At 66.3% G+C, this 12,637-nt stretch carries 12 protein-coding genes; 6 read left to right on the forward strand and 6 right to left on the reverse strand.

Annotated features, from left to right (window positions below):
• Nucleotides 1-191 precede the first annotated feature (191 nt).
• The 6 genes from Q0G75_RS05710 to Q0G75_RS05735 form a co-directional block, all read right to left on the reverse strand.
• Complete coding sequence (locus tag Q0G75_RS05710; protein WP_294415941.1) at nucleotides 192-1,022, reverse strand: RNA methyltransferase; 831 nt, start codon at nucleotides 1,020-1,022, stop codon at nucleotides 192-194.
• 124 nt (nucleotides 1,023-1,146) lie between these two features.
• Nucleotides 1,147-1,917 (reverse strand): TatD family hydrolase, encoded by a 771-nt coding sequence (locus Q0G75_RS05715; RefSeq protein ID WP_294415938.1) that lies wholly within the window; start codon nucleotides 1,915-1,917, stop codon nucleotides 1,147-1,149.
• Between the two features lie 2 nt (nucleotides 1,918-1,919).
• Nucleotides 1,920-2,222 (reverse strand): antibiotic biosynthesis monooxygenase family protein, encoded by a 303-nt coding sequence (locus Q0G75_RS05720; RefSeq protein WP_294415936.1) that lies wholly within the window; start codon nucleotides 2,220-2,222, stop codon nucleotides 1,920-1,922.
• Nucleotides 2,223-2,241: 19 nt separating this feature from the next.
• Nucleotides 2,242-3,219 (reverse strand): tRNA threonylcarbamoyladenosine dehydratase, encoded by a 978-nt coding sequence (locus Q0G75_RS05725; protein WP_294415934.1) that lies wholly within the window; start codon nucleotides 3,217-3,219, stop codon nucleotides 2,242-2,244.
• Nucleotides 3,220-3,386: 167 nt separating this feature from the next.
• Nucleotides 3,387-4,712 (reverse strand): hypothetical protein, encoded by a 1,326-nt coding sequence (locus Q0G75_RS05730; protein ID WP_294417885.1) that lies wholly within the window; start codon nucleotides 4,710-4,712, stop codon nucleotides 3,387-3,389.
• A gap of 369 nt (nucleotides 4,713-5,081) precedes the next feature.
• Nucleotides 5,082-5,516: an Rrf2 family transcriptional regulator gene (locus Q0G75_RS05735; protein ID WP_294415931.1), complete on the reverse strand. Its 435-nt coding sequence runs from the start codon at nucleotides 5,514-5,516 to the stop codon at nucleotides 5,082-5,084.
• A gap of 409 nt (nucleotides 5,517-5,925) precedes the next feature.
• On the opposite strand from Q0G75_RS05735, the gene sufC reads away from it, so the two are divergent.
• The 6 genes from sufC (at nucleotide 5,926) to Q0G75_RS05765 (ending at nucleotide 12,610) form a co-directional block, all read left to right on the forward strand.
• Nucleotides 5,926-6,699, forward strand: a complete 774-nt coding sequence (gene sufC / locus Q0G75_RS05740; RefSeq protein WP_042436489.1) for a Fe-S cluster assembly ATPase SufC — start codon at nucleotides 5,926-5,928, stop codon at nucleotides 6,697-6,699.
• A 9-nt stretch (nucleotides 6,700-6,708) separates the two neighbouring features.
• Nucleotides 6,709-8,118, forward strand: a complete 1,410-nt coding sequence (gene sufB / locus Q0G75_RS05745) for a Fe-S cluster assembly protein SufB (protein WP_114620940.1) — start codon at nucleotides 6,709-6,711, stop codon at nucleotides 8,116-8,118.
• The gene (locus Q0G75_RS05750; protein ID WP_294415929.1) at nucleotides 8,118-9,380 is read left to right on the forward strand and encodes a SufD family Fe-S cluster assembly protein; all 1,263 of its coding nucleotides are present in this window, start codon (nucleotides 8,118-8,120) and stop codon (nucleotides 9,378-9,380) included. Before sufB ends, Q0G75_RS05750 begins: the two co-directional genes overlap by 1 nt.
• A 3-nt stretch (nucleotides 9,381-9,383) precedes the next feature.
• A complete protein-coding gene (locus Q0G75_RS05755; RefSeq protein WP_081469051.1) occupies nucleotides 9,384-10,718 on the forward strand; it encodes a SufS family cysteine desulfurase in 1,335 nt (444 codons plus the stop codon).
• The gene (gene sufU / locus Q0G75_RS05760; RefSeq protein ID WP_114620937.1) at nucleotides 10,711-11,130 is read left to right on the forward strand and encodes a Fe-S cluster assembly sulfur transfer protein SufU; all 420 of its coding nucleotides are present in this window, start codon (nucleotides 10,711-10,713) and stop codon (nucleotides 11,128-11,130) included. Before Q0G75_RS05755 ends, sufU begins: the two co-directional genes overlap by 8 nt.
• Nucleotides 11,131-11,653: 523 nt before the next feature.
• Entirely contained in the window at nucleotides 11,654-12,610 is a 957-nt protein-coding gene (locus Q0G75_RS05765; protein WP_294415924.1) for a bile acid:sodium symporter family protein, read from the forward strand.
• Nucleotides 12,611-12,637 lie beyond the last annotated feature (27 nt).

Raw genomic sequence — 12,637 nt, forward strand, 5'->3', positions numbered from 1 at the left:
GAGGGGCGACCCCGATGGACTCGCCGCAGGCAGCATCCAGACGCAGCGCCAGAAACGATCGCGGGCGCAGGCGCCAACCGGGCTTGTCGACGGGTTAACCGGAAAACTGCCCGCCGGCATGCAAGGACCCGAGCAGCCCGTCGCCAGCCCTACCTTGCGCGGAACCCCAGAAGGCTACGGCACTGACGGCACTACCTCGCGCGCAGCTCCCAAAACGCTACGGCGCTGGCGGCGGCGACGTTGAGGCTGTCCACGCCGTGAGCCATGGGGATCTTCACCGTATAGTCGCACGCGACGATGGTCGAGGGGAACAGGCCCGCCCCCTCTGTGCCGAGCACCATAGCCAAGCGCTCGCACTCGGCAAGCCGTGGGTCGCCCAGCGCAAGCGAGCGGTCCTCGAGCGCTAGCGCCGCCACCTTGAACCCGGCTGCATGCAGCAGCGGGACGCCCTCGGCGGCCCATTGGCGCTGCGTGCCGATGCGCGTCCACGGCACCTGCAGCACCGTGCCCTGGCTCGTACGGCTGGCGCGGCGGAACAGCGGGTCGTGGCATGAGGGCGTGACCAGCACGGCATCGATGCCGAACGCGTGCGCCGCACGGAACGCGCTGCCGATGTTGGCATAGTTGCCCACGTCCTCGAGCACGGCAATGCGATGGGCGTTGGCGAGCAGCTGCGCGGGGTCGGGCAGCGCAGGGCGCTCGAACGCGGCCACGGGGCCGCGCACGATCTTGTAGCCAGTGACCTGGGAGAATAATGCGTCGGGGACGCACAGCACCGGGCAGTCGGGGTGCTGCGCGAGCAGCTGGCGAGCGAGCAGCGCGGCATCGTCGGCCAAGGACTCGCTTACCAGGAAGGAGCGAGGACGGGCGCCTGCCTCGACGGCCGCCGCGATGACCGCCCGCGACTCCGCCATGAACAAGCCAGCTGGCGCGTCGGGCCAAGCGGCCAAATCGGCATCGCGCACACGCGCATACGGCGCCAAACGTGCATCGTTTGCGCTGGTAAGGTGTTCATACGGCATGAAGTCGTCCTTTCTTTGCCAGGCGTTTGCGGCAAGGCCATCGTATCGCCCGCAAGGGCCGATCGGTCGAACGGGTCGGCAAGTCGTGAGGCCCACGCGGATCGGGGCTGGCGCTGCGGCGAGCCTATTGTTGCAGCAGAGTTCGGCTGGTTTGCGCGATTCGCTCACGCAGTTCGACGGGGTCGTCGTCCCGCAAGGCCGCAAGCTGGGCCAGCGTTTCCTCGAGCAGATTGCGCACTCGGGCGGCGCTCCACGGCGCACCTGTGGACGCAGGCTCATCGGTCTCCAGCAGCAACCGGTCAACGGGGATGGCCTGCGCGTAGGCTCGTCCGCGTTTCGATTGCAGCATGCGCGGGTTCACGCTGAAGTAGCAGCCCGTCCGCCGAGCGCGCGTGAGCTGGTCGGACGTACCGGAAAACCAATGGATGATGCAGGCGTTGCCCGTCATGCCCCCAAACACGCTCGCATGCTCGAGCACGTCGAGCACCTGGTCAACCACGCGAACCGCATGCACAGACAGCACTTTGCCCCCTGTGCGGGCACATGCATGAGCGACGCACGCCAGCGCATCAAGCTGCGCCTTGCGCGTATCGGCATGACGCGGCGAAAAGTCCAAGCCCACTTCGCCAACGAACCGGGTGCGCGCAACAAGACCGTATAAGCGGTCCCAATTAGCAGCGACGTCGTATTCGCCAACCCACCAGGGATGCAGGCCCGCACCCGTGCGCACGTTGCCCGCGCCGGCAAGCGCAACCCGCTGCTCGGCGAACTCCGACGGCGTCACCGTATTCGAGAACGCCCCCACGCCAGCGGCCGCAAGAGCCCGCGCCGCCTGTACCGCATCTTCGCAAAACCCCAGGTGACAATGCATATCGAAATAAGCGAGCTCGTTCATGCTCATGCGCCCCCGACAACCAGGCGCACCACCTTGGTGGACAAGCCATAGCGCTGCTTCATGTCAGCGAGCTTCGCAAAATGCGCCGTGCCCGTATGCGCTTGCTGTGCCTCGCTGCTCGACCAGCGCTCCAGCAAAAGCACCTGATCAGGCGCATCGACTGGCAGCAAGTACTCATACTGCAGACAACCTTGCTCCGCACGGCTCGATTCCGCCATGCGCAGCTGAGCCAAATCGCGCAGAAAGTCATCGCGTTCGCCCACCGTTACCGTATAGCGAACCTGAAAGAATACCTCATCGTTCATGAAAGCCTCCCCATAGCCCTTACGCCTCCGGCACCTGGGCTATCTCGCAGAGGACCTTGCCTGCCAGCATCTGGCCGAAAATCGGCGGCATGAACGATGCCGTGCCCAGGTTCGTGCGCTCGCGGCGCTCGGCGCCCTCCACGGCTGGGCGCTTCACCGGCTCCTCGCACGAGTACAGCACGCGCAGGCGACTGATGCCGCGCTTGCGGCATTCCTTGCGCATGACGCGCGCAAGCGGGTCGTTGCTCGTTTCGGAAACGTCGGCAAAGCGCAGGCACTCGGGGTGCAACTTGTTGGCGCCGCCCATGCTGGAGATGAGCGGCATCCCCGTGCGGTCAGCGTACTCGGCGATGGCCAGTTTTGCGGAAACGGAGTCGATGGCGTCGATGAGCATGTCAACTTTCCCCAGGTAGCGGTCGAGCAGCGGCGCCACGTCGTCGGCGCGCAGGAACATGTCGAGCGCCTCCACCTGGCAGTTGGGATTGATGTCGTGCACCATGTCGCGCACCACTTCGTGCTTTTTGCGCCCGAGCGTGCTGTGAAACGCGATGGCCTGGCGGTTGATGTTGGACAGGCCGACGATGTCGTGGTCGAGGACAATCAGATGCCCCACGCCGCCGCGCGCCAGCGCCTCCACGCAGTTCGAGCCCACGCCGCCCAAGCCGATGACCATAACAGTGGCCGCCTCCACGCGGTCGAGGCCGGCGCTGGTCATGATGACCTCAAGTTTCTCGGTGGGCGTGCCGCGGCGCGTGCGGACGCGCAGCGACTCAGCAATCTCCTCGCGCGTACGCGGCGTAGGTGCCGGGGCACCAGCGGAGGGGGCAAAACCCCTTGGCGAAGCATCCGCACGCGCGCTCGATGCAGGAGAGGAAGTTTCGGCTGCCGGGGAGACAGCCGCAGAAGCGGCGTCCACCGGGAAGCCGGCGCCCGCCGCCCCGCCCAAAGCCGCGTCGTCTGCAGCGGTCGCATTCTTGCTGTTCACGTTCTCGGCCATGCCGTCCCTTTCGCGCGCGCCGCAAAAGCGGCGGTTTCGTGTTTCGCGTTCATCCTAGCATCACGGGCGCGCGCAACCCTGCAGCAGCAGGCATCATCACGGAAGAAGGGGAAGCGAACGCAAAAGCGGGGCGGGCGCGATCGTTGCGCGCCCGCCCCGCTTGCCTGTTACGAAGCTGTGGTGGAGCTTGTGGAGCCGCTGGCCGAAGATCCGGATGAGGAACCGCCCGTGGACCCCGTGGAACCGCTGTTCGACGAGGAGCTTCCCGTCCCCGTGGAGCCGCTGGTAGAGGAGCTGCTCGACGAGCTGCCGGCGTCGCTCGCGCTGCCGCTGCCGGAGCCGCCGGTTTGCGAACCGGACGCACTGCCGGAACTGCTGCCGGAGCCGGTGGCGGAACCCGTCGAACTGCCGGAGCCGCTCGTGCTACCCGATTCCGTGCCGCTGGTCGACGACCCGCTGGCGCTGCCGGACCCGGAAGCCGAGCTATCCGACGACGCGGTCCCGTCCTGATGCACCGGTGCGGCGGAATCCTTCGTGGCGGCGCCTTGCTGATCCTGCGTCGCCGACTGTTGTGACTTGCCGCTCTGCTTGCCCTTCGTCGTGGAACCGTCGTCGGTTTGCGACGTCGAGGTGCCAGTGAACAGCGGCTCGGTCTTGGTGCCCACGCCTTCGCCCGCCGTCACCAGGTTGATGATGCCTGCGGAAATGGCCACCGCGGCCAGAGCCGATACCACCGACACCGCAATCACGCCGCGCTGCATGCGCTGACGGCGCAGATGCTCCGCGCGGCCGCGCAGCACGCCCGTCTCGCCGCTTTCGCGCAGGTCGCGCACGCTGCGGGTGGGGGTTGCGGAAGCGGCCGGGCCGTCGTCTGCAGCCAAGCCGCCGGGCACGGCCGAATCGCCGGGCGCTACCGCGGCGCCCATCACGCGAGTCGCCGAAGAGCCCTCGCCGGTCGCCGGCATCACGCGGGTTTCGCCCGCGGCTGCGGAAGCGCCAACCTCATCGAGCGGGTTCAACTCGCGCAGTTTGTCGGCGGACGCCTGCAGAAACTGCTTGTACACCTGCGACGCGACGGTGGACACCACCGAGCCGACCGCCACGCCGATAACCGAGCCGGCGATGCCGATCTTCGACGACAGCAGCATCGACGTCACCGCCGCCAACGCGCCGGCGGCTACCTGCGGCACGGACAAGCCCTCGAGCAACCCGCCAAGCCCCTTGCGCTTGGACGCCTCCTCCGCTTCGGCGGCTTCCGCAGCCGCGGCGCCGTTCGCGCCGGGCATGCCATTCGCACCACCTGCCGCAAACGCCCCGTTCGCGCCGGGTACACCGGGTGCGGCATTCCCGCCGTTCCCGCCCGGTGCGGCGAACGGCACCGCCACCCGCTGCGTCGGCGCCGGGCGACCCTGAAGCGGATACGGCACCTGTGCCACCTGCGCCGGCTTATCGGCACGCAGAGGCATTTGCCGCGTTTCGCCCCCCGTCGGCATCCTCGTATCCTTACCCGCGGTTTGCGGGTTTTCCTGCATATGCGCCATGAGCAACCTCCTCATGCTCGCCTTTTCCTGTGCGCGGCTGGCAATCATCGCGCTCGAACCTTGTATTAAGCTGAAGGCTACGCGCTTCGTCATCGCCCCGATACCCTTTCAGCGAACATTCACCGAAGCGATACCGACCCGTCAAACAACAAGCGCCGAATCCGCGCAAACCCAAACGAGGCCGGCACCCCGAAGGATGCCGGCCTCACGTCATGCCGTTTGCAATCGCGAAATCCAGCGCAGCGCTCCGCCGCCCTCGCGCGGCCACGCGCTGCACGGGCGAGGCGCCTGCGCGGCCCCGCCGCCTTATGCAGGCGCCCCTTACTCCGCGATTTCGATGTGGGGTTGGGGCGCGGAGGCCAGGTCGCCGACGGTCACGCCGTCCACGTAGTTCTCGATGACCTCGTCAAGGCCCGCCCAGAAGCGCACCGTGGTGCACACGCCGGCGCGATGGCACGGCTCGGGGCCGTCGAGCGCCGCGCAGGTCACTGGCACCGTGGTGCCCTCGACCGCGCGCAGCACGTCGCCCGCCAGGATATCTTGCGGATTGCGCGCCAAGCGGTATCCGCCGCCCTTGCCGCGCACGCTTACCAACAGGCCCGCCGACACCATGGGGCGGGCGATCTGCTCGAGATACTTCAGGGACAGCTCCTCGTGTTCGGCCACTTCGCGAAGCGACACCTTCGCCTCGGGCCCCGCCTGCGCGATGCACACCGCCAAGCGCAATGCATATCGTCCCTTCGATGAGATAAGCACGATTCCCCCTTATCGTTCCAACTACCTTCGCCAAACCACCGAAACGCTTACCGCGAACCACACGAACCGGCGCACCGAGCCCGCAGGCCCGCCATACACGCTTGCCGCAAGCCCACACGCCGCCGGCCGGCTTCCCAACGCCGCCCCAGCCACGCGCGCCAGCGCCTACCCACTCGCCAGCATGACGACCCCCGGTCATCCGCGGGTTGCCCGCCTCGTCCGGTGCCGCCCTTGGAACATATAGGTTACACTAGACGTAAAGCATGCGCGTTCGCGCTCATTCCGCGGATTGATTCCTTGCAGCAAGCATTTCGCTTGACAAATCCGTACGTCACGTTATCTTAATCCTATCAAACGGATATGAATAAGCATAGCCTTATTTATTGGAAATGAGAAGGGGAAGAAGAAGATGGCAGACGAGAACATCCTCCTCAACGTGGCAGGTCTTTCGGCCGCCGTGGATGAGAAGGTCATTCTTCACGACGTCGACCTGACCGTGGGCGCTGGAGAGACCCACGTGCTGATGGGCCCGAACGGCGCCGGTAAATCGACGCTGGGCCACGTGGTTATGGGCGATCCCGAGTACACGGTGACCGGCGGCAAAATCACGTTCAACGGACAGGATATCACAGATCTGTCCACCGATAAACGCTCCCACGCGGGTCTTTTCCTGAGCTTCCAGGCGCCGGTGGAGATCCCCGGCGTGCCCGTCAGCAGCTTCCTGCGCGCAATCTCCGCAGGCCGCCCGGGGGTGGGCGACATGAAGGGCAAGCAGTTCCGCAAGCACGTCAAGGAGCTGGCCGAGGAGCTGAACATGGACCCGGCCTACCTGGACCGCGAGCTGGGCGTGGGTTTCTCCGGCGGCGAGAAGAAGAAGCTCGAGATGCTGCAGCTGCTGCTGCTCGAGCCGAAGCTGGCCTTCCTGGACGAGACCGACTCCGGCCTTGACGTGGACGCGCTGTCCGTCGTCTCGCGCGGCATGGAGGTCTATCGCAAGCGCTGCAACGGCACGCTCGTCATCATCACGCACAACACCCGCATCCTGGAGCATGTGGACGTCAACCGCGTTCACGTCCTGGTCAAAGGCCGCATGACGGCCGAGGGCGACGCGTCCATGATCGCCGACATCGACGAGAACGGCTTCGAGCAGTTCGAGCAGGCCGCGGCCGCAGCAGCCGAATAAGGGGCAGCCATGGCTAAGCAACGCACCGAGGTAGCGGACATCGACCGCAGCCTCTACGACTTTTCATACGGCGACAGCACCGAGAAGCTCGAGGCGGGCCTGACGCCCGAGATCGTCCGCGAGATCTCGGAGAAGAAGGACGAGCCGGAGTGGATGCTCCAGCACCGCCTGAAGTCGCTGGAGATCTACCAGAGCATGCCCACGTCGGACTGGGGCCCCTCCATCGCCGGCCTTGACATGGACAACATCGTCACCTACGTCAAGCCCAACACCGACCAGAAGTCGGACTGGGACAGCCTGCCCGACGACGTGAAGAACACCTTCGACCGCCTGGGCATCCCCGAGGCCGAGCGCAGCTACCTGGCCGGCGTCGGCGCGCAGTACGACTCCGAGCTGGTCTACCACAACATGCAGGACACCGCTTCCCGCATGGGCATCGTGTACTCCGGCATCGAGGAGGCGTTGCACGACCCGCAGTGGGAGCCACTCATCCGCGAGAAGTTCATGACGCTCATCCCGCCCACCGACCACAAGTTCGCCGCCCTGCACGGCGCGGTGTGGTCCGGCGGCAGCTTCGTGTACGTTCCGAAGGACACCAAGCTCGACTTCCCGCTGCAAAGCTACTTCCGCCTGAACGCGAAGGGCGCGGGCCAGTTCGAGCACACGCTCATCATCGTGGAAGACGGCGCCGACCTGCACTTCATCGAGGGCTGCAGCGCGCCGAAGTACAACGTGGCGAACCTGCACGCGGGCGCTGTGGAGCTGTTCGTCGGCAAGAACGCGCACCTGCGCTACTCGACCATCGAGAACTGGTCGAAGAACATGTACAACCTCAACACCAAGCGCTCCACGTGCGACGAGGGCGGCTCGATCGAGTGGGTGTCCGGCAGCTTCGGCAGCCATGTGGGCTACCTGTACCCCATGTCCATCCTGGCCGGCCGCAAGTCCACGTGCACGTTCACGGGCATCACGTTCGCCGGCACGGGCCAGAACCTCGACACCGGCTGCAAGGTGGTGCTCGCCGCGCCGGAGACCTCGGCTTCCATCGAGACGAAGTCCATCTCCAAGGGCGGCGGCGTGTCCACGTTCCGCAGCAGCGTGGTTGCCACGCCGAAGGCCGAGAACTCCGCGTGCAGCGTGTCGTGCCAGAGCCTGATGCTCGACGACCACAGCCGCTCCGACACCATCCCGGCCATGGACATCCGCTGCAAGCACGTCGACATCGGACACGAGGCCACCATCGGCCGCATCGGCGACGACAAGGTGTTCTACCTGATGAGCCGCGGCATTTCGGAGGAAGAGGCCCGCACGATGATCGTGAACGGCTTCGCCGACCCCGTTTCCAAGGAGCTGCCGCTCGAGTACGCCGTGGAAATGAACAACCTCATCAAGCTGGAAATGGAAGGGGCGATCGGATAATGGGCGCCGACGTTTTGAACAACGTGAACGCGATGCCCGCGCCTACCTGGCATCGCCTTGATATGAACGAGACCGCCGTGGAGCTGCCCGAGGGCCTTTCCTTCGCAGCCCAGGTGGAAGTGGAAGCCGCCGCCGAGCTGATCGGCGAAGCGGGCGCCTTCGACGCGGCCGTGGCCGCGCTGCAGGAGCGCGTCGATGCGGCCCGCGCCGCCGGCCCCGCCGACACGCGCGCCATCCTGAAGGCGGTCGACCCCGACGTGGACCCCGCCAACCTGGACATCCCCGCGCTTTCCACCTACGAGCACAAGGCCGTGCGCCAGGAGATGGCGAACAACGTGGCCGAGGCGTTCGAGTGCGGCATGGGCGAGCAGGCCACCGCATGGCTGGCCGAAGCCGCCGGCAAGAGCGCCGCAACCGTGTTCGCGTCGGCCGCAGGCAAGCGCGGCCAGGCCACCGTGCGCATCGCCGGTGTGGACGGCGCCGCCAACGTGGCCGCCATCGACGTGGTGGCCCCCGCGGGCGCCACGTTCGACCTGACCGTGTCGCTTGACTCCCCCACCGCCGGCAGCGGCGTGGTGGGCGTGGTGCTGCGCGTGTTCGCCGGCGAGAACGCCCATGTCAACGTCACGTCCGTGCATACGCTCGACGAAACGTGGATGGCGCTCGACGACACGGGCATCATCTGCGACGAGGGCGCGTTCGTCACCGTGCGCCACCGCATGCTGGGCGCCGGCAAGTCCTACACGGGCCTGGCCACCGATCTGCGCGGCGACCTGTCGCGCGTGGACGTGGACACCCGCTACCTGGCCGCCGGCCAGGACGTGCGCGACTTCAACTACATCGTGCGTCATCGCGGCAAGAAGACCCGCTGCAACATCGACGCCAACGGCGCGCTCATGGGCGAGTCGAAAAAGGTCCTGCGCGGCACCATCGACCTGGTGCGCGGCTGCAAGGGCGCCGAGGGCACCGAGCGCGAGACCGTGCTTCTGGTAGACGACCGCGTGGAGAACAAGACCATCCCCGTCATCCTGTGCGACGAGGACGACGTGGCCGGCAACCATGGCGCCACCATCGGCCATGTTGCCGCCGACCAGCTGTTCTACCTGAAGTGCCGCGGCCTTTCCCAAGAGGCCGCCGAGGGCTTGTTCGCCACGGCGACCCTCGAGGAGACGGCGCTTGCCATCGAAGACGAAACCGTTCGCGCGGGCGTCGGCCGCCTGGCCGGCCGCCTGGGCATTCCCTATCAGGAGGTGGAAGGCTAGCTTATGTCAGCTTCCGCAAACAACGCAGAGCTCGATCGCACGGCGTGCGCCGTGGCCGACGCGGCGCACGCCGCCCAGGCCTCGGCCACGGCCGGCGACATCGTGTGCGCCGCCAACATCGCCGAGAACCCCTACAAGCGCGACTTCCCGCTGCTTGCCAACCATCCCGACCTGGTGTTTTTGGACAGCGCCGCCACCGCGCAGCGCCCCGCCGCCGTGCTTGACGCGCAGCGCCGCTTCTACGAGGAGATGAACGCCAACGCCCTGCGCGGCCTGTACCGCCTGTCGGTCGAGGCCACCGAGGCCATCGAGATCGCCCGCCAGCGCGTGGCGAAGTTCATCGGCGCACCCGACGCGCACGACATCGTGCTCACGCGCAACGCCTCCGAGTCGCTCAACATCGTGGCGAAGGCCTTCGCCCCCACCGTGCTTAAGCCCGGCGACGAGGTGTGCATCACCATCATGGAGCACCACTCCAACCTGATCCCGTGGCAGCAGGCCTGCCGCGCGGCCGGCGCGAAGCTCGTCTACCTTTACCCTGACGAGAACGGCGTCATCACGCCCGAGGAGATGGACGCCAAGATCGGCCCGAAGACCAAGATCCTGTCCGTTGTGCACGTGTCCAACGTCCTTGGCGTGCAGAACCCCGTCGAGGAGCTGGGCCGCCGCGTGCACGAGCAGGGCGGCTACCTGGTGGTCGACGGCGCGCAGTCCACGCCGCACATCCACGTGGACGTGCAGGCCATCGGCGCCGACTTCTTCGCCTTCTCCGCGCACAAGCTGTTCGGCCCGTTCGGCATGGGCGTGCTGTGGGGCCGCGACGAGCTGCTCAACGCCATGCCGCCGTTCCTCACGGGCGGCGAGATGATCGACTCGGTCACCGAGCAGGACGCCACCTGGGCGCCCGTGCCCGAGAAGTTCGAGGCCGGCACGCAGGATGCCGCCGGCATCTACGCCACCGCGGCGGCCATCGCCTACGTGGAGTCGGTGGGCCTCGACGTCATCGCCGCGCGCGAGCAGGCGCTCGTGCGCTACTGCATGGACGAAATGGCGAAGCTGCCCTTCGTCACCATCATCGGCAGCCCCGACCCCGACATGCACCACGGCGTCATCAGCTTCAACGTCGACGGCATCCACCCGCACGACGTGGCCAGCATCCTGGACATGGACCAGGTGGCCATCCGCGCCGGGCACCATTGCGCGCAGCCGCTGCTCACCTGGCTGGGCGTGGAGAACCTTGCCTGCTGCCGCGCCAGCCTGGCGTTCTACAACGACAAGAAGGACGTCGACGCCTTGATCGAGGGCCTCGGCAACGTTTGGAGGACCTTCAATGGCTAACATCTACACCGCCGCGCTCATGGAGCACAACGCGCATCCCGACTACAAGTACGACATGGAGGGCGCCACCGACGAGCACGAGGGCGTGAACCCCAGCTGCGGCGACGAGATGGTGCTGAAGCTGCGCATCGAGGACGGCGTCATCGAGGAGGCCGCGTTCACCGGCCACGGCTGCGCCGTCTCGCAGGCATCCGCCGATATGATGGCCGACCTGGTCACCGGCGAGACCGTCGAGGAGGCACGCCGTCTGTGCGGCCTGTTCATGAAGATGGTCAAGGGCGAGACGCTCACCGACGAGGAGAAGGAAGACCTCGACGAGGCGGCCCAACTGGAAAGCATCAGCCATATGCCTGCGCGCGTGAAATGCGCCGAGCTGGGCTGGCGCACCCTGTCCGAAATCATCGGCGAATAGGAGCGCGAAACCGCCATCGCAAAGCCGGGAGGGGTTAGCCCCTCCCGGCTTTTTTGGTTTTGCGGGGAACGGAGCTACGGGACGTGGACGAACAGGGGACGGAGGTGTGTTCAGGGTTATTCCTCGCGTTTTGGGCAAAGCGTCGTGAACGCACCTCCGTCCCCTGTTCGCCGGGCGTTTCGTTCTCGCCGGTCCCATTCCCTATTCAACAAGTAGGGAATTATTCGGTTGTCGGTAACATTTTGCCGACGAATGGCTATACTCGCGTTTGTCCTAGTTTTTCGAGCCCCGCCCGGATACCCGGGCGGGGCTCATTTGCGTTTCTGGGGCAGCGAACACACCGCAGGCCGAGCTCCTCGTGAACAGGGGACGGAGGTGTGTTCACGGTCGATCCTCGCGTTTTCGACAAGGCATCGTGAACACACCTCCGTCCCCTGTTCACCGGTCAAACGCCGCATATGCGGGCTTCGTCGGCGCAGCGTCCCCTTCCCCAGCAACGCGCGCACGTTAGAAAGGTTTCATCATGAAGGTCCTTGAGAAGATCAGCGACTTCGCCGGCAAATGGATGGCCATCATCGCGCTTGCGGTCGCCATCATCGCCTTCGTCGCGCCCGCGCCCGTGCATGCGGCGCTGCCCACCAGCTGGGTCAACCCGCTGCTCGGCATCGTCATGTTCGGCATGGGCATGACGCTCAAGCTCGGCGACTTCAAGGTGGTGTTCACCAAGCCGAAGGCCGTGATCACCGGCATCCTGTCCCAGTTCATCATCATGCCGCTGATCGCCTGGGTGCTGTGCCTTGTCTTCCAGCTGCCTACCGAGCTTGCCGTGGGCGTCATGCTTGTCGGCTGCTGCCCCGGCGGCACCTCCTCCAACGTCATGACGTACCTGTCCAAGGGCGACGTGGCGCTGTCCGTCGGCATGACCGCGTGCACCACCATCATGGCCCCGGTCGTCACCCCGGCGCTCGTGCTGCTGCTTGCCGGCCAGAGCGTCGACGTCAGCTACGTCAGCATGCTGCTGTCCATCGTGCAGGTGGTGCTCGTGCCCATCGCGCTGGGCTTCGTCATCAACGCCGTGGCGTCCAAGGTTGCCCAGGCCTGCTCCAAGGTGCTGCCGCTCGTCTCCGTCATCGCCATCTCGCTGATCATCATGGCCGTGGTGTCCGCCAACGCCGCCAAGCTGGCGACCGTCGGCGCGCTGATCATCGTGGTGGTCATGCTGCACAACGTCTGCGGTTACGCGCTGGGCTATTTCGTGGGCCGCACGCTCGGCCTGTCGAAGGCGCAGATGCGCACGCTGTCCATCGAAGTCGGCATGCAGAACTCCGGCCTTGCCACCTCGCTTGCCACCATGCACTTCGCAACCATGCCGCTAGCCGCCGTGCCCGGCGCCGTGTTCAGCGTGTGGCACAACATCTCCGGCGCCATCTACGCCAACATCCTGGCCCGCACCGCCGGCAAGGACGAGAAGGTGGGATAACGCCGCAGCGTCGCGCTGGCGCTTTAT

The sequence above is a fragment of the uncultured Senegalimassilia sp. genome (assembly GCF_934636665.1).
Taxonomy (GTDB): Bacteria; Actinomycetota; Coriobacteriia; order Coriobacteriales; family Eggerthellaceae; genus Senegalimassilia.

What these genes read in the sequence shown, in the direction of transcription:
- sufU (WP_114620937.1), top strand. Translation starts at nt 10,711, where the DNA reads ATGGCTAACATCTACACCGCCGCGCTCATGGAGCACAACGCGCATCCC.
- Q0G75_RS05720 (WP_294415936.1), bottom strand. Translation starts at nt 2,222, where the DNA reads ATGAACGATGAGGTATTCTTTCAGGTTCGCTATACGGTAACGGTGGGC.
- Q0G75_RS05725 (WP_294415934.1), bottom strand. Translation starts at nt 3,219, where the DNA reads ATGGCCGAGAACGTGAACAGCAAGAATGCGACCGCTGCAGACGACGCG.
- sufC (WP_042436489.1), top strand. Translation starts at nt 5,926, where the DNA reads ATGGCAGACGAGAACATCCTCCTCAACGTGGCAGGTCTTTCGGCCGCC.
- Q0G75_RS05730 (WP_294417885.1), bottom strand. Translation starts at nt 4,712, where the DNA reads ATGCCGACGGGGGGCGAAACGCGGCAAATGCCTCTGCGTGCCGATAAG.
- sufB (WP_114620940.1), top strand. Translation starts at nt 6,709, where the DNA reads ATGGCTAAGCAACGCACCGAGGTAGCGGACATCGACCGCAGCCTCTAC.
- Q0G75_RS05765 (WP_294415924.1), top strand. Translation starts at nt 11,654, where the DNA reads ATGAAGGTCCTTGAGAAGATCAGCGACTTCGCCGGCAAATGGATGGCC.
- Q0G75_RS05715 (WP_294415938.1), bottom strand. Translation starts at nt 1,917, where the DNA reads ATGAACGAGCTCGCTTATTTCGATATGCATTGTCACCTGGGGTTTTGC.
- Q0G75_RS05710 (WP_294415941.1), bottom strand. Translation starts at nt 1,022, where the DNA reads ATGCCGTATGAACACCTTACCAGCGCAAACGATGCACGTTTGGCGCCG.
- Q0G75_RS05750 (WP_294415929.1), top strand. Translation starts at nt 8,118, where the DNA reads ATGGGCGCCGACGTTTTGAACAACGTGAACGCGATGCCCGCGCCTACC.
- Q0G75_RS05755 (WP_081469051.1), top strand. Translation starts at nt 9,384, where the DNA reads ATGTCAGCTTCCGCAAACAACGCAGAGCTCGATCGCACGGCGTGCGCC.